This is a genomic window from Agrobacterium sp. CG160-95 (genome assembly GCF_053521725.1).
Genome location: NZ_JBNWDU010000002.1, coordinates 323337 through 346857, shown reverse-complemented (window position 1 = coordinate 346857; position 23521 = coordinate 323337). Strand labels below are relative to the sequence as shown.

General features: G+C 59.2%; 20 protein-coding genes and 1 pseudogene. 10 read left to right on the top strand and 11 right to left on the bottom strand.

The annotated features are described in order from the left end of the window. Position 1: 1 nt before the first annotated feature. From ACQZ63_RS08285 to ACQZ63_RS08270, 4 genes are all read left to right on the top strand, one after another. Positions 2 to 2257: a polysaccharide biosynthesis tyrosine autokinase gene (locus ACQZ63_RS08285; protein WP_065659645.1), complete on the top strand. Its 2256-nt coding sequence runs from the start codon at positions 2 to 4 to the stop codon at positions 2255 to 2257. Positions 2258 to 2267: 10 nt separating this feature from the next. Next, positions 2268 to 2927, top strand: coding sequence for a hypothetical protein (locus tag ACQZ63_RS08280; protein ID WP_113555422.1), 660 nt, complete (start codon positions 2268 to 2270; stop codon positions 2925 to 2927). A gap of 70 nt (positions 2928 to 2997) precedes the next feature. Next, the gene (locus ACQZ63_RS08275; RefSeq protein WP_113555423.1) at positions 2998 to 4521 is read left to right on the top strand and encodes an O-antigen ligase family protein; all 1524 of its coding nucleotides are present in this window, start codon (positions 2998 to 3000) and stop codon (positions 4519 to 4521) included. A gap of 88 nt (positions 4522 to 4609) precedes the next feature. Further along, positions 4610 to 5815, top strand: coding sequence for a glycosyltransferase family 4 protein (locus ACQZ63_RS08270; RefSeq protein ID WP_113555424.1), 1206 nt, complete (start codon positions 4610 to 4612; stop codon positions 5813 to 5815). A 38-nt stretch (positions 5816 to 5853) separates the two neighbouring features. Here the strand turns inward: ACQZ63_RS08270 and ACQZ63_RS08265 are convergent, their stop codons facing one another. Both ACQZ63_RS08265 and ACQZ63_RS08260 read right to left on the bottom strand, forming a co-directional pair. Continuing rightward, positions 5854 to 6948 (bottom strand): glycosyltransferase family 4 protein, encoded by a 1095-nt coding sequence (locus tag ACQZ63_RS08265; RefSeq protein ID WP_113555425.1) that lies wholly within the window; start codon positions 6946 to 6948, stop codon positions 5854 to 5856. A 55-nt stretch (positions 6949 to 7003) separates the two neighbouring features. Beyond that, entirely contained in the window at positions 7004 to 8152 is a 1149-nt protein-coding gene (locus tag ACQZ63_RS08260) for a glycosyltransferase family 4 protein (protein ID WP_113555426.1), read from the bottom strand. A 420-nt stretch (positions 8153 to 8572) separates the two neighbouring features. Here ACQZ63_RS08260 and ACQZ63_RS08255 point away from each other — a divergent pair, with 420 nt between their 5' ends. After that, complete coding sequence (locus tag ACQZ63_RS08255; protein WP_113555473.1) at positions 8573 to 9910, top strand: SGNH/GDSL hydrolase family protein; 1338 nt, start codon at positions 8573 to 8575, stop codon at positions 9908 to 9910. Between the two features lie 138 nt (positions 9911 to 10048). After that, positions 10049 to 10192: pseudogene (locus ACQZ63_RS08250) on the top strand (O-antigen ligase domain-containing protein); the annotation flags it as partial. A 74-nt stretch (positions 10193 to 10266) separates the two neighbouring features. On the opposite strand, the gene greA reads toward ACQZ63_RS08250, so the two are convergent. Beyond that, on the bottom strand, positions 10267 to 10749 hold the full coding sequence (greA, locus tag ACQZ63_RS08245; RefSeq protein ID WP_025595449.1) for a transcription elongation factor GreA: 483 nt from the start codon (positions 10747 to 10749) through the stop codon (positions 10267 to 10269). A 209-nt stretch (positions 10750 to 10958) separates the two neighbouring features. Between greA and eglC the strand changes: the two genes are divergently transcribed. Beyond that, on the top strand, positions 10959 to 12356 hold the full coding sequence (gene eglC, locus ACQZ63_RS08240; protein WP_113555427.1) for an endo-1,3-1,4-beta-glycanase EglC: 1398 nt from the start codon (positions 10959 to 10961) through the stop codon (positions 12354 to 12356). Positions 12357 to 12434: 78 nt separating this feature from the next. On the opposite strand, the gene ACQZ63_RS08235 is transcribed toward eglC, so the two are convergent. The 6 genes from ACQZ63_RS08235 to ACQZ63_RS08210 form a co-directional block, all read right to left on the bottom strand. After that, complete coding sequence (locus ACQZ63_RS08235) at positions 12435 to 13349, bottom strand: TIM barrel protein (protein WP_003511278.1); 915 nt, start codon at positions 13347 to 13349, stop codon at positions 12435 to 12437. A 27-nt stretch (positions 13350 to 13376) separates the two neighbouring features. After that, positions 13377 to 14102, bottom strand: coding sequence for a glycerophosphodiester phosphodiesterase family protein (locus ACQZ63_RS08230; RefSeq protein ID WP_113555428.1), 726 nt, complete (start codon positions 14100 to 14102; stop codon positions 13377 to 13379). 11 nt (positions 14103 to 14113) lie between these two features. Continuing rightward, positions 14114 to 15226 (bottom strand): ABC transporter ATP-binding protein, encoded by a 1113-nt coding sequence (locus tag ACQZ63_RS08225; RefSeq protein ID WP_003511281.1) that lies wholly within the window; start codon positions 15224 to 15226, stop codon positions 14114 to 14116. A 5-nt stretch (positions 15227 to 15231) separates the two neighbouring features. Next, positions 15232 to 16320 carry a carbohydrate ABC transporter permease gene (locus tag ACQZ63_RS08220; RefSeq protein WP_113555429.1) on the bottom strand — a complete coding sequence of 363 codons (1089 nt, stop codon included), beginning with the start codon at positions 16318 to 16320 and terminating at the stop codon, positions 15232 to 15234. After that, positions 16320 to 17231 (bottom strand): carbohydrate ABC transporter permease, encoded by a 912-nt coding sequence (locus ACQZ63_RS08215; RefSeq protein ID WP_019564841.1) that lies wholly within the window; start codon positions 17229 to 17231, stop codon positions 16320 to 16322. Before ACQZ63_RS08215 ends, ACQZ63_RS08220 begins: the two co-directional genes overlap by 1 nt. Before the next feature lie 67 nt (positions 17232 to 17298). After that, the gene (locus ACQZ63_RS08210; RefSeq protein WP_111789687.1) at positions 17299 to 18672 is read right to left on the bottom strand and encodes an ABC transporter substrate-binding protein; all 1374 of its coding nucleotides are present in this window, start codon (positions 18670 to 18672) and stop codon (positions 17299 to 17301) included. A gap of 94 nt (positions 18673 to 18766) precedes the next feature. On the opposite strand from ACQZ63_RS08210, the gene ACQZ63_RS08205 reads away from it, so the two are divergent. Further along, complete coding sequence (locus tag ACQZ63_RS08205; RefSeq protein WP_111789686.1) at positions 18767 to 19906, top strand: ROK family transcriptional regulator; 1140 nt, start codon at positions 18767 to 18769, stop codon at positions 19904 to 19906. A gap of 29 nt (positions 19907 to 19935) precedes the next feature. Here ACQZ63_RS08205 and ACQZ63_RS08200 read toward each other — a convergent pair whose 3' ends face one another. Together ACQZ63_RS08200 and ACQZ63_RS08195 are read right to left on the bottom strand one after the other, a co-directional pair. After that, on the bottom strand, positions 19936 to 20259 hold the full coding sequence (locus ACQZ63_RS08200; protein ID WP_162632817.1) for a hypothetical protein: 324 nt from the start codon (positions 20257 to 20259) through the stop codon (positions 19936 to 19938). Positions 20260 to 20447: 188 nt separating this feature from the next. After that, on the bottom strand, positions 20448 to 20933 hold the full coding sequence (locus tag ACQZ63_RS08195; protein WP_065704399.1) for a hypothetical protein: 486 nt from the start codon (positions 20931 to 20933) through the stop codon (positions 20448 to 20450). 173 nt (positions 20934 to 21106) lie between these two features. Between ACQZ63_RS08195 and ACQZ63_RS08190 the strand changes: the two genes are divergently transcribed. Together ACQZ63_RS08190 and ACQZ63_RS08185 are read left to right on the top strand one after the other, a co-directional pair. Next, positions 21107 to 23059 carry a BTAD domain-containing putative transcriptional regulator gene (locus tag ACQZ63_RS08190; protein WP_162763572.1) on the top strand — a complete coding sequence of 651 codons (1953 nt, stop codon included), beginning with the start codon at positions 21107 to 21109 and terminating at the stop codon, positions 23057 to 23059. An 8-nt stretch (positions 23060 to 23067) separates the two neighbouring features. After that, a complete protein-coding gene (locus ACQZ63_RS08185) occupies positions 23068 to 23496 on the top strand; it encodes a hypothetical protein (protein WP_003511290.1) in 429 nt (142 codons plus the stop codon). The last annotated feature ends 25 nt before the right edge of the window (positions 23497 to 23521 follow it).

Sequence of the window (23521 nt, the reverse complement as noted above, 5' to 3'; positions counted from 1 at the left end):
TATGGCCGATATCGACAAAAGCGGATTTACAGCCGACTTTATCGATATAGACGCCGTTCTTGCCACGGTCCGCCGACAGTGGCGCGTCGTTCTCGCGGCAGTCGCCATTGCCGGGACAATCGGTCTCGCTTACGCCGCGACGGCCGTTCCGATCTATTCAGCTTCGGCTACCCTTTTGATCGACCGCAACAACAGCCAAGTCGTCGAGCAGCTTTCGACGATCGGCGGCGTCGTGGAGGACGAGGCTTCCATTCTCAGCCAGGTCGAGGTCCTGCAATCGGAAACCATCGGGATTGCCGTCGTCGACAGTTTGAACCTGACGGAAAATCAGGAATTCAGGGCAAACCGCGCCTCGCTTCTGAGTTCGATATTCGGCACCATCCGTTCGCTCGTCAACGTTTCGCAATGGTTCTCACCGGCGAAAGAGACCGTCATCGATGACGGCACCCTGAAGCGGGCGCTGTCGGACCGGCTGCTGGACGGTCTCAGCGTCAAGCGTATCGGCCGGACCTACGCGCTGGAACTGACCTACAACTCGACATCACCGGTTCTCGCCGCCCAGATCGTCAATGCGGTGGCGTCGGCCTATCTGGTGGACAAGCTGAACTCCAAATACGAGGCGACGAAGCGGGCCAGCGACTGGTTGTCCGACCGTATTGCCGAGTTGCGTCAGCGGGCACTCGACACCGACCTTGCCGTACAGAAATTTCGCGCCGAACACGGCTTGATCGAGACCGGCAATAACGGCCTGCTTTCCGATCAGCAACTGGCCGAGTCCAACAGCGCGCTTATTCTGGCGCAGTCGGAAACAGCCAGGTCGCGAGCGCGGGTACAACGCATCGAACATATCCTTGCCACGGATGATGTCGACGCCGTCGTCACCGATATTCTCGAGAGCTCGGTTGCAAACGATCTGCGCAAGAAATATCTCGAATCCTCGAAGATCGAAACGGAAATCACCCGCAGGCTTGGCAGCAACCATGTTCAGGCGGTGCGTCTGCGCAACGAAATGCAGGAATACCGCCGGCTGATGTTCCAGGAAATCAGCCGTATTGCGCAAAGTTACAAGAGCGATCTGGAGGTTTCAGAAGCAAGAGAGAAATCACTTGCGGAGAGCGTTGCCAAGGCTACCAGCGTCAGCAACTCGGCCAGCCAGACCCAGGTTCAGCTTCGCGAATTGCAGCGTGAAGCGGAAACTTACAAGAACATGTATCAGACCTTCCTGCAGCGTTATCAGGAAGCGATGCAGCAGCAATCCTTCCCCGTAACGGAAGCACGCGTGATTTCGAGGGCAGTTCCGCCCAACATTCCAAGCAAACCGAACAAACCGCTACTTTTGGCGCTGTTCATGATCATGGGCGCCGCGGCCGGCGGCGGCATCGCCATGTTTCGCGAGTTCCGCGACCGTTTCTTCCGCACCGGAGAACAGGTTCGCGACGTTCTCGGGCTGGAATTTCTGGGCAACACCCCGCTCGTCCAGAGCAAGCCGGGCACGGATGTGTTGCCAAAGGGACAGGAGGGGCCGCCTACCGCCACACGCCCGTCCAGCGTTGCCCGCTACACTGTCGATCACCCGCTGTCATCCTTCGCCGAAACGCTGCGCAGCACGCGTCTTGCGATAGATCTCGGCATTCCCCCGAAAACCGGCGCGCGGGTGGTGGGCGTCGTATCGGCGTTGCCGAGCGAGGGCAAATCGACGATCTCCATCAATCTGGCTCAGCTTCTGGCCGGACAGGGAGCAAGGGTTCTTCTGCTGGATGCGGATATTCGCAACCCGGGCGCCACGCGCGCTTTGGGGCGCCATGCTGCAGAAGGCCTGCTCGAAGTGCTGTTAGAAGGCCGCAATATGCGCGATGTGCTGCTGCACGACGAAAAGACGCGGCTCGCTTTCCTGCCAACGGTCGTCAAGCAGCGCGTACCGCACTCCTCCGAGCTGCTGACATCGGCGCAAATGTACAAACTGCTGGCCGAAGCGAGCGGTCTCTTCGACTACATCATCGTCGACCTGCCGCCTCTCGGGCCGGTGGTGGATGCCCGCGCGATGGCCGGCCGGATCGACGGTTTCGTCTTCGTCACAGAATGGGGCAAAACCGCCCGCAGGGCGGTACGCAATACGATTGAAAACGAAGTCCAGATCCGCAAGAAGTGTCTCGGTGTCATCCTCAACAAGGTGGACACGGAAAAGCTGAAGCTTTACCGGGCTTACGGTTCAAGCGAATATTATCACGCGCGCTACACGCGATATTACCATGATTAGGCGGGACGGAATGGCGGGCCTGCGTAAATTCTTCGCGGTCGTGCCGGTTCTCATCCTTTCCGTGTTTGTTTTATCCGTCGCCGCACAGGCGTTTTCCGAAACCCGGCGGTTTTCCGATGTCGTCGCCTTGGCAAGAATTGCCGACGACAAAAGCGGCCTGGCGCACGATCTTCTGGCGAAGACGGTCGATGGGCTGCACCCCGTCGTTGCGGAGAAAATCTGCCGTTCGGATATCGTCAAGGCCGGGTTACGGCTCGTTCTCGCAGATCTCGATGCAAATGGCCAAGATGCGACGTCGGAGGCCGGTGCGGCGCGTCTCGGCTTTGCCGAAAGCTATATTCGTCACGCGCTCTCCTGTTTGCCTGCAAATGGCGATGTGTGGCTGCGTCTTGCCATGGTTCGTTCGCTGCGTAACGCCTCGCCAATGGAAATCGCCGTTCTGATGAATTTTTCCCAACTTTACGGGCCTGCAGACGCCAACCTGATACGCGGGCGCTTCGTGATGTGGCAGCAATTTCCAAAAGACACACTGCCTCAGGCCGATGCGGCCCGCAATGCGGACACGGCAGTGGTCTGCGGGAAGGAGGGGGAAATCCTGCGCTGGACCCTGCGGAAGATCTGTCCGCAGCAGCCGCAGGCCGGCATGAAACGTACCCTGCCGCTTCCGTGACATAGCGGCCCGCCTCGTCCTTCTACCTTAGACATCGTCGCAGCAACAGTTATTGCAAAGCCGAAAGCCAATGTCGTCCATCGAAGCCCAATCAGAACCGCTATCCTTATCGCCACCGCGACCGGTTGCGTTTCCAGACTATTTTCGGACGGCCGCCATAGTCATCTTCTGGGCTATCTTCCTGCTTGCGCTTCTCAATCGCGGCGCAACTGAAATCGAGAGCCGTATCGTCGTCACCGTTTCAATTTATTTGTTGCTCGTGCCCGCCATCCTGTTGTTCGGGCCGCCCCGGGCTGGTGCAAGCGTGGCGCTTGTGGCGACCTGCCTTTTGCTGGGGGCACTCATCATCCAGATGTGGCTGCAATCATCTGTGCCGGGTATTGCTCCACCCAATCCCGCCTGGTCGACCGCCGCCATGTTTGTGCAGTTCGCCCCCGACGCCACGGTTTCGCTCACCCCGGCGGATGATCGGCTCGGCCTGTTAAGCGCCGCCCTGCCCTTCGGCGCCTTCATGGCCGGCCTCGTCATTTTCGATACCGACGAGCGCGCGGCAAAAGCGCTGCGATGGTTCGCAATTGCCGGCGGATGGCTGGCACTGTTGTCAATCGTGCAATTTCTGCTTTTTCCAGAAACACTCGGCTTCATTCAGAAGCGCTTCTATCTCGGCAGCCTGACCGGCCTTTTCGTCAACCGTAATACCGCCGCCACCTTCTTCGGTCTCATTCTCCTGACCCTCGTCGTGATGCTGCACAAACGGCTGACAGCTCCAGACTGGGGAATGATCAGGGCGCTGGTGGCAAATCGCCTGACCGTTCCAGTCGGCCAGAAACGCCTCATCCGCAAGGCCGCCTTCACCGGCGTGCTCACTGCCTTTTGCTTCATCGCCTTGATGCTGACCGGATCGCGCGCCGGCATCGCATCAAGCTTTGCGGCACTGAGTTTCCTCATTCTTCTGACCGTCTTCAACTCACCCATCAAAACAGGCCGCAACGCGGCTGCCCTGCGGCGCAAGCGGCGCGGCACGAAGCGCCGCGCGGCGATCGTGCTCGCCATTACGCTTGGCCTGTTCCTGCTCTTCGCCAATCGCGTGGCGCTTCGCATGGAAACGCGATTGGAAGACGACATGCGCTTCTGCTACATGCCGGGCATCGCGCGTGCCATTTCTGACAGCTGGCCTTGGGGAACCGGCCTTGCAAGCTTTACGGAAACCTACGCGCCCTATCATGCGGCGCAATGCGGGGTGGACGCCATCGTCACCCACGCCCACAATGTCTATGCCGAGGGACTGCTGACGCTCGGCCTCGCATTTCCATTTTATGCGGCTTTTTTCGTGCTCGTCCAACTCGCCATTTTTATTCGCGGGGCGCGCAAACGCAAAAACTACCGTTACGCCTCCCATCTCGGGCTTGCCGGGCTGCTGCTCGTCGCATTGCATTCGACACTCGATTTTTCGCTGCAGATCCCCGGCTTCGCAATGGCTTACGCCGTATTCCTTGCGCCCGTCGTCACGCTTTGTCTCAACCCCCCAGGGGTTGGACGGGACCGTTCGCGGCGGCGCGAACCATCTCCAAGCGATCCCGCAATGCCGGCCTAGATCAGTCCGGATGGGCAGCAGCCATCATTTCGCTGATGCGCAATAGTTGTAACGATTACAAACCACACAAAGACGCGAGAATTTGGGCATGCGGATATTGCAAATAACGTCGCTGTTTTCTCCGGACCGGGTCGGCGGCGCGGAGATATTCGTGGAAGACCTAGCGCGCGGGCTGGCGGAGAATGGACACACGGTAGCGGTGGCGGCGATCTCACGCAAACAACAGGCCGTGGAGCTGCGGGATGATTTTGCCGTTTACCGCCTCGGACATACCACGCCGTTTTTTATCGGGGACTGGGAAGAGCAACCCGGATGGAAGCGAAAATACTACAAGATCGCCGTGCAGCTGGATCCTGGTCTCGTGCGCCGGCTTGCCCGCGTCATCGATGATTTCCGGCCTGATGTCGTCAACACCCATTCGCTGTCGGAGCTGACACCGCTGATCTGGCCGATGATCCGCAAGCGCGGCATTCCGCTCGTCCATTCCCTGCACGATTTCACCAGCATGTGCACCAACGGCTCCCTGTTTCACGACGGGCACATCTGCGACGGCACCAGCAAAAAATGCCGCGCCTTCTCTTACCTGCACCGGCGTTGCCAATGCGCCGTCGACGCTGTCGCCGGTGTCGGCCACGATATTGTCGAGCGCCATGTGCAGGCCGGCTTTTTCACCCATGTACCGGAAAGCCGCCGCACGGTCATCTGGAATGCCATCGCGCCGCCAGCTTCACAGACACAGCGCATTCCACGCGCGCCTGGGGACCCGCTTGTTTTCGGCTATCTGGGCCGCATCGAGGCGCCCAAGGGTGCAGATCTCCTGATCGAGTCGCTGCCGCTCCTGCCGCCGAAGGGCTGGCGACTGGTCATGGCGGGTCGCGCGCCGGGCGGCATCGAAGCCTACGAGCAAAAAACCGCCAACCTTCCGGTCGAATTTCCCGGCTACGTGGACGCCGATAGTTTCTTCGCCGGTATAGATTGTCTGATCGTTCCACCACTCTGGCCAGAGGCTTTCGGGCGCACGGTCGCTGAAGCTATTCTACGCGGTGTGCCGGTTCTCGGCGCCAATCTCGCCGGTGTCGCCGAACAGATCGGTCGGGACCGGCCGGAACGCCTTTTCGCGCCGGGCAACGCCACCGAGCTTGCCGCCCGCATGACTAACGCGATGCGCAACCCCGCCATTCTCGCGGAAACACCGGAAACCAAAGCGCGCATTTCGCAGGGCGTCGCGCCCGAACGGGTAATCGGGGCATACGAAGCTCTCTATTCGGAGCTGCGCAGCGGCATCAGGGCATGAGCCGCAAGATTTCACCCCGGGGACATGACTTCTAGACGTCAGGTCTGTTCATGGAAAACCTGCGCATAGCTTTCCGCCGCCTTCTGCCATGAATACAGCTTGCGGTTTTCATAACCCGCCTGGCGAAGATCGCTTGCCAAATCCGGCTCCCGAAAAAGCCGCTCGAGTGCTGCGACAAGGCTGTCAGAGTCCGCGGGATCGAAGGTGAGTGCGCCCTTTCCGGCGATCTCCGGCGTTGCGGAACGGTTGGAGCAGACGACCGGACACCCCAGTTGCTGCGCCTCGAGCACCGGCAGGCAGAACCCTTCATATGTGGAAGGCACGCAAAGGCAGGCGGCGTGGCGGTAAAGGTCTGCCAGTTGATGGTCGTCTATGCCGGAAAGCCGGATGAGTCGCGCCTTCAGCTCCGGATCATCGAGCACGCTGCCGATTTCCTCGGCATCGTCGCGGCCAACATGCACGACGTGCAAATCAGGCCTAACCTTACCAATCACGGCAAAAGCCTTGCCCAGAAGCGAAAAGTTTTTATTCGACGTCGCGTTTCCGACCGCCAGTATGTAGGGCGCGGCAACCGGCGGCGGGCCGTTTAAACTCGCTGGATCGACATTCAAGGTGCTGTCAGAATGGATAGTCAGACTTTTCCCGGCAGCCGATGGATAAAACTGCGCCAGATCCTTACGCGTCGCTTCCGATACGCAGGTGATCCGGTTCGAACCAGCCATCATCAGTCGAAAGATCAAATCCGTCGTCAACGTTGCCCGCCAGCCGATCTGTTCGGGGATGGTCTTGAAATAAAGATCGTGAACCAGTGTGACGCGCCGTTTGCCGCCGCGGGGACTTCCGAAGGGATCGGCGTTGAACAGCACATCGATGCCGAGCTTGCGGCAAAGTGTCGGTAACGTCATGGCCTGACGAAGCACATCAAACACCATGATACGCGGCCGCGGCGTCTCAATCAGCTGAAGGCGGCTTTCGCGCAGGTTTTCGGGCAGCTGTGCCCGCGTCCAGGGAGAGCGCAGGATGTAGTCGTCCCGCGTCTGATCCAGCAGCCGCTCCAGCAGGCTGAAGGTCACGCGGGCGACGCCGGAAGGTTTGCCGCCATACTGGCTCGGCATGTTTACGAGAATACGCATCCTGACCCTTCCGCTTGCCTGCACTTTCTGCCCGAATTGATCGCCAAGAGGCCCCTCACACTGCTTCCGACAGCAAAGCGGAAACGGACCGGCAGGTCTCCTCCAGCGAAAAACGCCGGCTCACATCCTCGCGGCCCTGCTGCGCCAGCCTTTCCGCCAGAGCCGGCTGCGACAGGATGCAGCCTAGTGCTGCCGCAAGCGCCGATGCGTCGCCCGGCGGCACCAGAAGACCCGTTTCGCCGTCCCTAATGATTTCGGTAACCCCACCACCGCGTGTAGCGACAACTGGCCGCCCGCACATCATGGCCTCCACCACCACCCGCCCGAACGGTTCGGCGACAACAGAGGTGTGGGCAACGGCATCCATCGATGCCATCAGCTCTGGTACATCCGACCGGAAACCGAGGAAGCGGACACGACCATCCAGACCGAGACGGGATGCCTGCTCGCGGATGCGCGTCTCATAGGCGTCCTGCCCGAATAGCGCTCCGCCAACGATGACGGCCTGAACGCCATCCATCGCCGCGATCGCGTCCAGAAAGACGTGTTGCCCCTTCCATTCGCTCAGCCGGCCGAACAATCCGACAAGCGGTTCAGGACCAAGGCCCAATTCCGCACGCAACCGCGTAGCTCTGCCGGGATCGTGGGCCACAGCCTTTGCGGGGTCGAAGCCGTTATAAACGATGCGGACCTTTTCTGCCTGCCCGCCGGCTTCAACGAAAGCCCGGCCGGTTTCCTGCGAATTGACGGCCACCAGCCTTGCGAAAAGGCGCGCGAATGCCAGCGAGGCATGGCGATTGGCGGAGCTGAATGCGGGATCGGTGACTATATCGTGCAAAACCCAGACAAGTGGGCGGCGGCTGAGTTTCGCGGCAAGCGCGCAAACGAACAGCGCCTTCTGCGAATTGGCGCAGATTACGTCGTAATGTCTCGCCTGCTGGCTCAATTGCCAAGCGACGGCGACAACATCGGCCGCGCCACGCAGCATTGCGCCAAACGGTGAGTCACGGCGGATCGACAGCATTTTTTCGCCAGCGGATAACATGACCGGAGGCCTCCCGGCCGCTGCCAGATCATCAGCAGCACCACCGCCACTGAGAAAACAAGCTCGCCAGGAATGCGGTCCAGCCTTGACGAGGTCCGTCAGAAAAAGCTCGGCGCCACCCTTCTCTCCTGTGTGACTGACAAATAGAGCGGATGTCATGACATCACCTGTGAAGTATCAGAGCACCCAAGTTGCCATTGCCCTAAATTGCGGGCATGAATGGACAGCCCGTGAAAATGACGAGTGCACTTGCCAACGGCAGGGATATTTTCACCGGCAATTTCAGTATAAGAACAACAATGCTTGATTGTGGTTAGAAAAAATAACATTCAAACCTTTATGCGGATAAGAATCCGATATACGTAAATTAAAAGAAAAATATTCTATCTATATATTTTAAAAGAGATCGAAGAAAAATTCGTGACGTATAATTTTACTGCTTTTCGCCGTCCCGTTTCCTGCGTTTTGTCCCCCGGCCTTTCGGCGGAGTTATCCTAGGGCCAGACGAGGAGAACGAACGATGACACCGCTCAAACGCAACATATGCATATATATGACCGGAACGGAAGAGGTGCCGGCATGATCGGCGTATCGCTCGGCATCACCTCCCGAAACATCCCCACCATGGTCCCTTCCCTGAACGCGCTCTCACCCTTGCGCGCGCGTTTGACTGCGGGTCAGAATGCCACGATCTTCGTGAATGGTGACAGCACCGCCTATGCCGATGCCGGACCATTCCAGCAGTTCGCCATGATGCTTGGCGATCTGCACGACACAAGGGTTGTGCTGCACCGCTGGGCAGAATGGCAGACAAACGCCCCCACCGGGCCAAAGGCCTATGCGGATCCGGTTACGCTGCGCGCAGGCATGGGGCCAACGCTCACGGTCTATCTTGCGGCACTGCCCGGCGGCATGGCCGGTTACATGCTCGCGGACCAGCGCGCGGCGGCGTTGAAGATTCCCCGTCCCGACCTGTGCATCACGCATCATGGGCATAATATGCAGAGTTTCGAGACACCGGGTGGTATCCTAAGCTCCGGACGAGCCGCCCTGCTCGGACCGCTTGGCATGATCGAATGGCAATGGCCGGGTGCCCCCCAACTCATCACCACCCAGAACCCCTGGCGCGATAGCACCGGTTACGACAAGGTCTATAATGCGATCCTTGACCTTGCCCGAGCGCACCCGGGCCTCACACTGGTGGATACACACGCGTCATTTGTAGCGAGAGGCAAGGACCATGCGCTTTATCGCGACAACGTCCATCCGGACGATGCCGGATCTCAGCTCATCGCCCGAACCTTGTTCAGTTGTTATCTGGCATCGGCGCCCGATAACGTCTTTCAGACACCTTGCTGGCCGAAACTTCCCGCCGCCAATCTTATCGTCAACGGCGATTTCACCGATTGGACCGGGTCCGCTCCAGCGGGCTGGAGCCTGGCGGCGTCGGGTTCCGCCATAAAAGCCGCAGAAGTCACCTTTTCTCCGGCTTTCGCTCACAGCCTCGGTTTGCGTGCGAATGGCAACCAGTCGGCCGCACTGGTTCGTTATTTTCGCAATGCGGAGGCCGCCGCGATGATCGGCAAAACCGTTTCATTTGCAGTGCTTTATAAAAATACCGAGGGACAGCGTGCGCCCTATGTCACACTGGTTTCAAAAAGCGGCGGCGCAGTCCGGACGATCAGTTGCTCCGCGCTTCAATTTGGTGGTGCGAACGCCCTCGACAATAGCGGCTGGATGTGGGCGACAGCCAACGACATCGCGATCGATCCTGATATCAGCCCCAGCGGATATGGTTTCTATGTGAGGATCATGCCGGCATTCGGCATGAGCGCGCCGGTTTCCAACGAACCGCTTTACATACAGCGGGTGATCGCCGTTGAGGGCGCTCTGCCAAAAGGCAATCTGAGCGACTGAAAACCATAGAAAATTGTCTTGCGCGGCAACGTCATCAAGACCACTATTCATCGTCATCACCCTGTCGCCTCATGGTGATGACGTCCTCTCCCCACAGGGCCGCACCAAGGCCTGCTAGTGGAGGATACAGGCCGCGTGAATCCCGTTTTCATGGCCTATATGGGGCTCGTACTCGCCTATACTTTCATTGATCTGGATTTCAGGTTCTTTCTGAAAAATACGATGATGAGGATGGCAGGAATGGCAGAAGAGGACGCTTTGGCGACGGCACAGCCGGCGTAAATTACGGCGAGGTTCTCTCGCTCCAAACCGTACATCCTTGCTGCCAAAATTTGTTCCGTTTTCAAGTGGACGCTTTAGGTCACTTCGATGATTTCAATCTCTTTGCCACCCAGGCTGACAACATCACCGGCAGATTTTCCCATCAGCAATCCTGCGACCGGGGAGACATAAGACATCGATCCATTGGCCGGATCGGCTTCATCCTCGCCTACGATCCGAAACCGTTGCGTCCTCCCGTCATCACGGCTGAATGTTACCACGCTGCCGAAGGCAACGGTGCCATCAGCAGGAGGGCTCGGCATCAGCTGGGCGGTGCGAACGCGCTCCGCGAAATACCGAATGTCCCGCAGAGGATTGGCTGAAAGCCGACGTCTTTCATTGACGTCTTCGACGGCATTGGCCGTTTCGCAGGCTTCGCGCGCCAATTGCAGCTGCTGCTCCAGCGCTTTCAGCCCAGCCTCCGTCACCAGATTGGGATGAGGCGAAATCACCCGGTCCGGCAGAACCGTTTCGGCTGCGGTTTCGGCACTATCTTCCTTGGTAAAGGCTACACTCAATTCTGGCACTCCATTCCCATGAGATGCCGCTTTGAGCATCTCCCTTTCCGTCCAATCCTGCCACCGCCCATTGCAATGCTGCAATAGCGTGCACCACAGAAACCGCCCATGTACCCCTCATTTCTGGCTCTAACAGGAGGCTTTTCGCCCTGTTAGGGTATTGCCCAAGAGGAGTGAGAAAGCCAACGCTAACGGACAGGAGACGGTCAATGGCCCGGACAGTATTGAATGCGCTTGGAGACACACTCTACTACAGCGACAATTCCACCGGATTTTTTTCCGCCACGGGTTCCGGACCGCTGCTGACAGGCACTGCCGGCAATGATTCCATGTGGGGCGACAGTTCCGTCAATGTGACAATGGCGGGCGGCACGGGCGACGATATTTATTACCTCTATTCCAGCATTAACCGCGCCGTCGAAAATGCCGGGGAGGGTATCGACACCATCGACACCTGGATGAGTTATACCTTGCCCGACAATTTCGAAAACCTGCGGGTAACCGGAGATGGTCGTTATGCCTTCGGAAATGAGCTGGACAACATCATAACCGGCGGATCGGGCAGCCAGACCATTGATGGCGGGGGCGGTAACGACGTGCTGATCGGCGGTGGCGGTGCGGATACATTCGTTTTTACGAGCGGCAACGGCACCGATCTCATCATGGATTTCAGCGCCAACGACACGATCCGGCTTAACGGTTACGGCATCACGTCCTTCGAGCAGCTCGTCAGCAATGCCACCCAACAGGGCGATAATCTCTGGCTGAACTTCGCCAACGGCGAGGCCGTCGTTCTTGCCGGAACGACCATCGACGATCTTCAGACCGACCAGTTCGAGCTCAGCCTCGACCGATCATCCCTCACCCAGACCTTTGCCGACGAATTCGATGCACTTTCACTTCGCAGCGGCGATCAGGGGACTTGGGATGCCAAATATTGGTGGGCACCGGAAAAGGGAAGCTCGCTGACGACGAATGGCGAGGCGCAATGGTACATCAACCCCGCTTATGCCGGCACATCAGAGGTAAATCCCTTCAGCATAAACAACGGTGTCCTGACTATCACCGCCGCGGAAACCCCGCAATCGATCGCCAACGAGGTTGAGGGCTATGATTATACCTCGGGTATGCTGAACACCTATTCGTCGTTCAGCCAGACCTATGGTTATTTCGAAATGCGCGCCGACATGCCGACCGACCGGGGCGCTTGGCCGGCCTTCTGGCTTTTGCCGCAAGATGGATCCTGGCCGCCGGAACTCGATGTCGTGGAGATGCGTGGGCAAAACCCCAATACGCTGATCATGTCCACCCACTCCAACGCGACGGGTGAACAGAGTTCGGTCATCAACAATGTCAGCGTGCCGAGCACGGAGGGGTTTCACACCTACGGCGTGTTGTGGGATGCGGAACATATTACCTGGTATTTCGACGACGTCGCCGTGGCGCAGACGGATACGCCTGATGACATGCACGACCCCATGTATATGGTCGTCAATCTTGCTGTCGGCGGCATGGCAGGAACGCCGTCGGCAGTTGATTTCAGCGACGGTTCGCAGATGATGATCGATTACATCAAAGCCTATTCGCTTTCCGACTGGGCCGCGTAACGAAAAACGCCGGCAGTTGCGTTCAGAACTGCCGGCGCTTCAGACCTCAGCCTGTCGGCTGGGCCTTGTTCAGTTCAGTCATTCAGCCGCGATCTGCATCCGCTCAGTGTAGAGCGACATGAGATGACGCGCCGTTTCAAGGCTCGCGGGCTGTTCGGCACGGTAGCGGCGGCCGATTTCCATCATCAGCACGGTATCCGGCAGGAAGGTCAGCTCCGAGAAGATGCCCTGCCAGTCGATATCTCCCCAGCCGAGCGGCATATGCAGATCGCCGATGCCGAGAGCGGTATTTTCCTGGTCGAAATACGGTTGATAAAAGCCCTGCGGCCGGCCGAAGGAATCGTGGACATGCAAATGGCCGGCAACCGGCGCCATGGCACGAAGCTGTTCGCGAAAATCGAGCCCGCGATAGGTGGATTCGAGATAGGCGTGGCTGAAGTCGATCAGCGCCACGACGTTATCATGGCCGATGGCCTTAACGGTCTGGGCCACCTCGGCAGGCGTCTGGCGATATTGGCCGGGTTCGGTGGAGAAGATATTCTCAAGCGCGACCCGCACGCCATAGGGCTTGCAGAATTCCGCCAGCTCGAAAAGCGCCTCCCGCTCACGGGCATCGGCATCGGCCCGCTCGGCGATCTGGTCGGCACGCAGGGCACCACCATGCTGAACGAGGATGCCCGCGCCGATGCGATCGCACAGGACGGCCAGCGCCTTGGCTGCATCTATCTGGTAGCGGCACGTTACCGGGTCCATGAAATTGGACGAAACAAGACCGTGCACCGTGTAGCGGAAGTCGAATTCTTTGGCGAGCGCCACGAACCGTTGAGCGCGCTCCTCGATGATGCGACCGCCTGCGATCAGATCAAGGCTCGTTGCGGCGATTTCAACGGTGTCGCAGCCAATTTCGGCAAGCGCACGCAGATCGCTTTCGAGTGTGGCCAGTTCACCGTCGTCCGAGCTGGCGTTGAAGCCGGTTCCAATAAGATTGCTCATGTCATCATCTCCAGGGGGTAAGAAAGGTCATGCGAGTTCAGGCTGCCGTACGGCGCGGCGCGCCGTATCGAACAGGTCCGGGCGGTCGATATTGACGTAGTCTACCCCGGCCAATGCGATCTCATTATGAAGGTTGGCATCATCGCCGCCATAATAAACCATGATTTCCAGACCCGCCTTGCGGCATGCCGCGACAAGGCCGGGCTTGCGCATCTGCGCAGGTGTGATCTCGATGATCGAGGCATGGTGAACAGCCGCAGCCAGCGAAGGCGACTTGGCGATATCGAGCGTCATCATCTTGCGGAATTCCGGCGCGGCGGCGGCCAGGCCCCGGCGCATTTCTTCGGAGAAAGAGAAAAAGAAGGTATCGCGCACCATGCCGAGGCTTCGTACCAGTGCCGCCACCTTGACGGGATCGCAATATTTCAGCTCGACATAGACGCCGCAGCGGCCGCGCAAATGGCTGAGATAGGCATCGAGCCGCGGTACAGCCGCACCCTTGAAGTTTTCGCCGAACCAGCTGCCGGCGTCCAATGCATCGATCTCGCTCGACAGTATGTGGCCGATGGGACCCGTGCCATCGGTGGTACGATCCAGCGTTTCGTCGTGAAAGACATAAAGCACACCGTCCGCGCTCTCGCGCACGTCGAGCTCGATGTAATCCGCTCCCTGCTGTAAGGCGAGGTCGGCGGCGGCGAAGGTGTTTTCGGGCGCAAAGTGGTTGGCACCGCGATGGGAGACGATTTTAGGCATGGAAATTCCTGTCAGTTTACGGCTTGCGGTTCACGCGCCGGAATAGTCGAATGGTGGGAAAGATCGGCATGCAGCCCGGCGATGCGGTTACCGGCGGCATCGAACACGAGCGTCAGCGCCGATTTGCAGCTGATCCCGACACGATCTCCCGGCGCGTGGCGTATCGTCTCGCCATATTCGAGCGCGTGGATCATCCCTGCAGGCGTATCGATCGTGTAGAACACCTCGCGCCCCATGGGCTCGACCGTGGTAACCTGCCCCTCAAGCCGCGCCTCGGACGATGTGACGAGGGCGATATCTTCCGGGCGCAGGCCAAAGGTGACTTCGCCGTCACAGCGGGCATTGAGGTCGAGCAGGGCATCGCCAATCTGCAACTGCCCGCCCTGCGCCCATCCTTTCAAGAGGTTCATTGGCGGCGTGCCGATGAAACCGGCCACGAACAGATTGTCGGGCCTGCGATAAAGATCATCGGGCGTGCCGATCTGGGCAATGGCGCCGTTGTTCATGCAAATGATCCTGTCCGCCATGGTGATCGCCTCGATCTGGTCATGGGTGACGATCAGCGTGGTGATCTTCAGGCGCTTCTGCAGGCTTTTCAGCTCGGCGCGCATGGTGATGCGCAGGGTCGCATCGAGATTGGAAAGCGGCTCGTCCAGTAGCAGGATGTTCGGTTCCTTGACCAGCGCGCGGGCAAGCGCCACACGCTGCTGCTGGCCGCCGGAAAGCTGCGAGGGCCGTCGGTCGAGCAACGCGCTGATCTGCACGAGGCTTGCCGCCTCCTCCACCCGCCGCGCTGCTTCTTCACGCGGAACATTCTTGAAGCGCAGCGGAAACGCGATGTTCTGCCGCACCGTCAGGTTGGGATAAAGTGCATAAGACTGGAAGACGATACCGACATTGCGGTCGCGCGCATCGATGCGATTGACGTTGTGGCCGTCGAAAGAAATCTGACCCGCGGTCGGCGCGTAGAGCCCGGCGAGCAGGAAAAGCGTGGTCGACTTTCCGCATCCGGACGGGCCGAGAACGGCGACGAATTCGCCGTCTTCGATGGAGAGGGTCATCGGTTGCAGAACGCGGGTGTCGCCCCAGCTTTTGGTGACATTGTCGAGGGTGATCCTGGCCATGGCGATTATCCTTTGATCCCGCCGAAACTCATCTGGGTGATGTATTTCTGCGTGAAGATGTAAATGATCAGCACAGGCAACAGATAGATGATGCCTACGGCAGCGATCATGCCGTAGTTCACGCCGGCGCTGTCCTGTGCCACGAAGAAGAGATAGAGGCTCATCGTCATCTGGCTTTTTTCGATGAGCAGGGTCTGGACGAAAACATATTCTTCCCAGCCACGCAGAAAGGTGAAGGTGGCAACCGCGATCAGCCCGCTTCTTACCTGCGGCAGAACCACCATGCGAAAGGCTTGGAAGCGGGTCGCGCCATCGGTGACGGCACTCATTTCGATGTCCCAGGGAACGTTGTCGAAAAAGCCCTTGAGAACAAAAATTGCAAACGGCAGCTCAAGCGCACTCATGACCAGCACGACGCCGAAGAGATTGTTGAGCAGGCCCATGTAATGCAGTTGCACGAAGATCGCGACGGTGAGCGCGAGCGCCGGAAAGGCATGCAGCAGCAAAAGCCCGCGCAGCACATTTTCACGCCCGGCGAAGGTGAAGCGCGACAGCGCATAGGCGGCCGGCGTGGCGACCAGCGCGACGATCAGCGTCTGGGAAGCGGCAAACAGCAGTGAACTGCGCATGGCGGTCCAGACGGACGGCATCAGCGCCATCCGCGTAGTGCCGGTTTTCTCGATATCGCGGCTCCAGAGGAAACTGTAGTTGTCGATGGTCAGATGCGGCAGCACCAGCACGAAGACGAGCGCCGCAACCACGGCACCAAATGCCAGCCACAGCAGCGTGGGATTGCGCAGGCGCGCGGAAAGAAGCGCAACTGCTATCGCCCCGCCATAGGCAAAAGCGGCGATTGCGCCGCTGCGCCACAGTACAAGTCGGCTGAGATTGTCGTCGGAAGTCGTGAGCGACTTCACCAGCAGCCACAGGTAGGGCAGGAGAACCGGAACCGAAACCACCGTCAGGAACACAAGAATGACGGGAACGAAACCGGCGCGATGGGCAAGGCTGCGCCTTTCAAGACGCGTCCAGTCCGGCTTCAGATCAAGGGCACGCCTGCTGTGGGCAGGCGCGTGGGTGTGGGCGAGCGTCATCACAGCACCTCGATTTTGGCGGGAGCAAAAGTCGAGCGCATATTGCTGATGCGCCATTGAATGAGGGTGATGGCAACGCCTATCGCCATCAGGCCAAGCGCAAGTGCAGCACCATAGGCATAGGCACCGTTTTCAAAGGCGCGCCGGTAGATATAAAGCGGATAGGTCGTGGAATCGTAGACAGGCCCACCGCCGGTGATGAGCAGGATATATTCGTAGGTCGTCATCAGTGAGAGCGCCTGATAGAGCGTGATGAAACGGATCGGTGCCGAGAGCGCGGGTGCGACGACATGGCGAAGCACACCCCATTCGCTGGCGCCATCGACGCGCGCCGCATTGGCCAGATGCGACGGTATGGAGCGGATGGCCGATGTGAGGATGACCATGGCGAAAGACGCGCCGACGACACCGTTCGCCACCACCACCAGAAACAGCGGAAAGTCGTTGCGCAGGTTGAGAGCGGGTGCGCCGAGCGCGCCAAGAAACTGATTGAGCAGGCCGGAAGACGTCGGATCGGCGATCCATATCCACAGCACGCCGTAAAGCACGGCGGGGCTCATGCGCGGCAGCAGCCAGAGGCCGCGAAAAAAGTTGCCTAGCCGGTCTGGTATCGCCGTGGTCGTAACGGCCAGAAGCGCGCCAAGCCCGATATTGAAGATGAACAGCGTTGCGCCGACATAGATCAGCGTCGTCAGCAACACCATCGGCAGGCGCACGTCGCGCTGAAACATGCGCTGGAAATTCTCGACCGTGAATTTGCCGACCCTCAGGTTTGCGCCCATATCGGTAAAGGCGATCACCAGATTGACGACGATCGGGGCAAGAAAGAACAGGCCAAGCAAGGCGAGAGCCGGAGCCAGATAAAAGATCGGCCGGGCCGGGCGACGCGCCCGAAGCTGAAATTGAGACATTACGATATACCGGTGGGAACGCGGAAAAGCCGCCCGGCAGAACCGGGCGGCATGGTTTCGGGCAAACTCAGTTGCTTGCGGCGTCGCGGATTTCGATCTCTGCGCCAAATTGCAGCTCAAGCTCGTCGGCGATAAAATCGACCGCCTGCGCGGCCGTCATCTTGCCGGTCTCAACCGCTTGCAGACCGCTGAACAGCACCTTGTTGTAGCTGCCGAACTTGGTGTGGTTGGGCACAAACTGCGCGTATTTCATCATCGGCGAAGCAGCGGAGAGTACCCAGTTATCGCGGTATTTCGGCATGGCCGTCTGGGCGTTGCTGATGGCCGTATGATAGGATGTCACCGCGTGTTCGTTGTTGAAATAGGGCAATGTCGCAAGCGCCACGAGATCGGCGGCGATATCGGCATTGGCACTCTTCGGATTGAGGGTGTAGAGCAGCGGGTGCGACAGGTTGGCCGGCTTGCCGCCTTTTTCGGCTGCCGGAGCGGAAATCCAGCCGATCTTGTTGAAGTATCCCTTGCCGTCTGTCGGCCAGGTCGCGCCGTTCTTGTCACCCACCTGCCAGGCAACCGCCCAGACACCCTGATGGAAGATGAAGGCCTTTTCCTGCTTGAAGGCCGTCTGGATCGCCTCCCAGCTCATGGCGGTATTGTCGACGGGCGTCACGCCTTCCTTGGCATTGCGCTCATACCAGCCGAGCGCCTTGGCCATTTCGGCCTTGGGGAACATCAGCTTGCCGGTCTTTTCGTCCATGAACTTCACGCCATAGGACTGGAACACCATCAGATAGTCGATACCGACATTCGGGCGGTGCAGCATGCCGTATTGTGCGGCCTTGCCGTCTACCACTTCCTTCGACAGGGTCGTCAGATCGTCGAGCGTGAATTCGCCGGCGTCGACCTTGGCCGGAAGGCCTTCGATGAAGGCTTCGTCCTTGCCGATCTTGCGCAGCATGTCCTTGTTGTAGAAGAACATGCGGATTTCCGCGTCCTGCGGAATGCCGTAAATCTTTCCGTCCGTCGCCTTGGCCGAATTCCACAGAACCGGCAGGATATCGCCATAGACCCAGGGAGCAGCGGCGATCTTGTCTTCCATCGGCATGGCATAGCCGTCCTGCGCGAACTGGCCGATCCATTCATGCGGCAGGATGTAGATATCCGGCCCCTGCCCCACCGAAAACGCCTTCAGCGTATCGAGCGCGAAGGAGTCCCAGCCCTGCACGGCGCTGTTGTTGATGTCGATGACGACGCGTTTGTCGACGCCTGCTGCCTTGAACTGCGCGTTCATGATGCCGGCGGCAGCTTCGATGTTGGTGACGCGACCGGGCGCATTCTTGTCGGCGAGCGTCCAGAGCTTGATGTTGATGTCTTCGGCAAAGGCGACAGCCGGCAAAAGCGCGCCGAGGGCAACCGTGGCCATCAGGGTGAGAGACTTGAACATGTGATCCATTCCCGTTGAAACTGATTATTTAATTAAGTTGCTTAATTAACAGCTTCATGACATTTCCCCAGGTAAAGCGCGGGAGAGTGAAACTTTGACTGAGAGACGGCAGGGCGGGTTGGCAGGCATTGGCGCAACACAGGGTGCGCTTCTGGGATATATCAGGCGCAAGGGTTCGGCCTCGCGGGTCGAGCTTGCCGACTATTGCAGCATAACGCCGGCTGCCGTGAGCATGATGACGCGCAATCTGCTTGAACGCGGTATCATCGAGGAAGGTGCACGCCGGCAGGAAGGCCGTGGCGCACCCCATATCGACCTCACGCTCAAAAAAACTGTCGGTTACGCCCTTGGTGCGCACGCCAACCGTTATTCGGTGATGTTGACGCTGTTGAATTTTGGCGGAGAGTTCGTTGGAGAATTGCAGATGCGCGGCTCCTATGACGCGTTTTCCGATGTCCAACGGGCGCTTCAGGACGGATCCGAAGAACTACTGACGAAAAATGCGATCAACAGGAGCCAACTGATCGGCGCGGCCATTGCAATGCCGACCCGCTTTCGCAAGGAAGCCATGTCGCTCGATCTTGCCGAAGAGGTTATTTCCTGGGCCGGGTCTGACCTTTCCGCCATGCTGCGCGAGGCGCTGCGTTGTCCGGTGATCATAGAAAATGATGCCAATGCCGCAGCCATGGGTGAACTGACGCTTGGCAATGCGGACGGACACGAAAATTTCGCTTATCTCTATCTGTCCGAGGGGATCGGCGGCGGCATCATTATCAAAAATGAGCTTTATCGCGGTTATCTCGGCAATGCCGGCGAGATCGGCGCCTTGCGCGGCCGCAGCACTTCGCGGCCCTCCTTCGAAGACCTGGCGGCATGGTGCGTGGAGCATGTGGGAGAAAAACCCTCGGGGCGCGCACCCGAGGTCTGGACGGATTACCTCTTGCGCAACTCCGCCGTGTTTGAGGCGTGGCTGGAACGGGCGGGACCGGAGGTTGCGCGCCTCGCCTTCGCTGTCAGCGCCGTTCTGGCGCCCACGGCAATCTTTGTCGGCGGCACCTTACCAAGGATCGTACGACAGCGGCTGGCGGAATGGCTGGATTACGAACGCTCGGACCCGTTCGACGGCGCAAAGGTGATACAGCCGAAAATCCAGCTGCCGGATGTGGTTGCGACAGACCCCGTGGCCTTCGGTGCGGCGGCGATGATCCTGCACGGCGTCGGAGAAGTGCGTTAAAGGCCGGAGCGCATGTCCCGGGGGAGGCCTCAGCCGAGATTGGTCACCATGAAATAGATCAGCCAGCAATGCCCGATCACCAGCACGGCCCAGGCCCATTTTGCAAGCCTGATATCGACATCGATGACGGTATTGCTGATTTCCGCCACGCGAAAAGCCTCTTCCTCAACCCGGTTCTCCGGCGGGCGAGATCTCAGCACCTTCCTGGAAACCGGCTCGCCCACGACATAAAGCCTGTCGTTCGCAACTGATGGACGCGGGTCGTCGTTGGCGCTCCCGTCAAGGGAAAGCACGTCGTCACCCGAGGCGCAACTCACCGCTAATAGCTGTGATGACACCCGCCTGTTACGCATGTTACCTCCATTGGGCATCACAAATCTTCCACACAATAAAAATAAAAAAATTCACCTGCTGCTCCCGACAAAGCCTTGGCTTTACCGGGCATATTTGCGATGCGCGCAATACGCGCCGCGCCAGTTGAACCCCTTCTCGCCCCACGCTCTTGCGCTCCCCCGGAAACGCATCGGCATCAGCCCCGCCATTAACGTGCCGGGCTTCCCGGCAAATCGTGCCTTCCCGCGTAAGGCCTTACCTCTCGCTGGATCAGGAAGACGGATTTCTCGACCGGCAGCGGTTCGGCTGTCCGGTAGCGATGAGACCGCTTGGAATATTCAAACCGGATCCGCCTGTCTTCGAACTTCCCCGCCAGAACGCGATAGCCGTTGACGACCTCGTTCAGTATTTCCAGCTCTTCTCCCCACAGCCAGCCACCGTAAGAAGTGCCTTCGTTGGAGCGCAGCACGATCTCGAAAAAATGCCCGCCGGCTGCAAATGGCATGCGGAAAATAATATCGAGATTGTCCTCATCTTCGTCGTCGCATGCCGACAGTCTGGCATGGGCAACCTTCGCATGGGCCAGCGCCGAGACCGGATAGAACGGGCGCCCTTTGAACCACATGAACTCACACACCGCATAACCGACGTCGTCGGCACGCTGGTAAGGTTCAGTACGCGGCTCGAACGCCATGTAGCTTCCGTTAAACGCTATCAATTTCGAAAATTCCCGATGCCTGCCTGATGCATGATTGCTGTTTTCCGCCCGTCGCCCGCGCCTCTATTCACGACAATAGGCAAGCGGCGTCACACCAGCGTCAAATGGAACGCCAATGATGACTTTCAATTTCCCGGACACATTGTTAGATGGTGATTCATGAGGGAACGAAATTGGCTGGGAACGCTGAACTGATACCGATCCGGCTTTTTGGCACCCCGCGCTGCGATGCGGTGCGGCAAGCGTTTTTCCCGTCCAAGGGCTTTGCCCTCACTGCCGCCCTGATCCTTGCTCCCAATCAGTCCCTTTCCCGCCAGCAGGCCGCATCGCTGTTATGGGAAAACGTCGAGCAAAAAAGGGCACTCGGCAATTTGCGGCAGCTGATCCTGCGCCTCCAGAAGCTGTCGAGCGATGACGATGCCATCCTTCTGACAGAAGGGAACGACCTGAAGGCCGGAAAGCTGGCGCAGCGAACCGACCTTGCGATCTTTCTTGCCGGCGCGAGAGCAGAAGACCCGATGCAGCGGCTGCAAGCCCTGCTCGAATTCGGCGGCGATCTGCTGGAGGGGCTGGAGGCTGGGCAGGACCACCTTTATCTCTGGCTGCTGTCTGAGCGACGCCGTCTCAAGGACCTGTTCTTTTCAAGCTATACACCGCTTCTGGAGGAGTTGACGCGGTTCGGCCGCGCCAGTTCGAACAACATCGCATCGCTTGCCGAATGCGCGCTGAAGATCGAGCCGGAGCGCGAGGAAACCTACCGCGCCGCCATGGCGGCCTATGCGCGGGTGGGAAACACCAGCGCCTGCGAGGGAATTTTCCAGCTTCTGATGGAACAGCTCCGCCAGGAGGACCGACCTCCGGAGGCCGAGACAGTGGCGCTTCGACGGCGGATACAAAGTCTGGCCTCGACGATAGTAGCCCCCGCCGAACCGGATGAGGGTAGCCGCCGAAAATCGATGGCAAAACCACGCGTCGCCTTCAGCCGTCCGGTGCGGGTGGACGGGCTTGCGGTATCGCCGGTGATGAGTGCCTTTGTCGAGGATGTTGCCAATAGTCTCGTTCGATACCGGACCTTCACCGTTCTTTCGACGCACAGCACCTTTGTAGCGACACACGACCGGACCGACGACAGTTATGCAATGTTGCGGGCGGATTACCGCATCGTCTCCACGGTTTTCGACGATGCCCGCATGTCGGTAGCGCTGATCGAGGAAGCGACCGGAGAAATCGTCTGGTCGCTGGAGGTCGTGCTGACCGCGCGGCATATTCACGCCGCTTTTCGACTGCTGTCCAAACAGGTGGCCGCGGGGCTTGCCCGCGAGATCGAGCGGCTTCAGGTGGAACCAGACCGCAACCACAGCGGCGAGGCCTACCGGCAATTGCTGGAGGGCCAGCAGCTTCTGCGCGGCAAGTGCGACCTGCCGCTTCTTCGAAGAGCCCGCTCGATGTTCCGTAAGGCGGTCGATCTGGATAACAGCATGGCGGTTGCCCGCGCCCGCGTGGCGCAGAGCCTGCAGCTGGAATGGCTGATGCTGGGCGGCAACGACCCCCACCTGCTGCACCGCGCCAAGGCGGAGGCAGACGCCTCCGTCGAAATCGATCCCGCTCTTGGCGTCGGCCACTGGATGTGCGCCGTCGTGGCGCTCTACCAGCGGGATTTCGACATATCCGCCGAAAGGTTCTTCGAAGCGGAGGCGCTTGCGCCCAACTCCGCCGACCTTTTGCTCCAGCATGCCGATGCGCTCGCCCATTTCGGCGATGCCGAAACCGCATGGGAAAAGTTTCAGCAAGCCATCGACCTCAATCCGCTCGCACCCGACATCTACTGGTGGGCGGGCGCCAGCATCGCGTTCAAGCGTGAGGATTACGGCGCGGCAGTAGAACTGTGCGCGCGCATGGAAAATGACGAGCCGGCATTGCGCGTCTTGACCGCGAGCCACGCGCTCCACGGTGATTTGGACGCTGCCCGGGAAACCGGCAGCAGGCTTCAGGAAAACTATCCGGGTATGACGGCGAGGGAAATCAGCAGCCTGTCCCCAGACCGAGACCCGGTAGCGAATGAAAAATTCTATAACGCACTTCGATTAGCTGGGATCAAATAGGAGTTATTATGTCCTCGCACTTCTTTATTGTCGGAAAAAAGGGTTTCGGCGTTCTCTTCATTCGCACGGCGCCGCTCAGGGTTGCGTCCGTCTCGCATGAGACGATTGCCGCCTATGAAGCCAGCCATCCCGGTGTGGACGGTTACGCGCGCGTTGCTGCGGCAGCAAAATCCATGCTCGTTCGTCAGGACGGCCAGCCCGAAAACGAGCTGGATCAGGTCCAGATCCAGGGCATCGAAGCCCTCGTCGCCGGCGGCGCTGTCGTTTCCGAGGCCGATTTCGCCTTTGTCGGCGAAGTGATCGACGCCGGCTGGGATTTCAACCGCATGGTGCAGGCGCCGATCGAATCGGCCCTGAAGGCTGTTGGTCCGGCGGGTTCCGTCACCGGCGAACTGTTCGACGCCATCCTTGCCGACGACACCAACGCGGCGCCTTGATTGCGCCCCCGCAGCCTTGACCGCT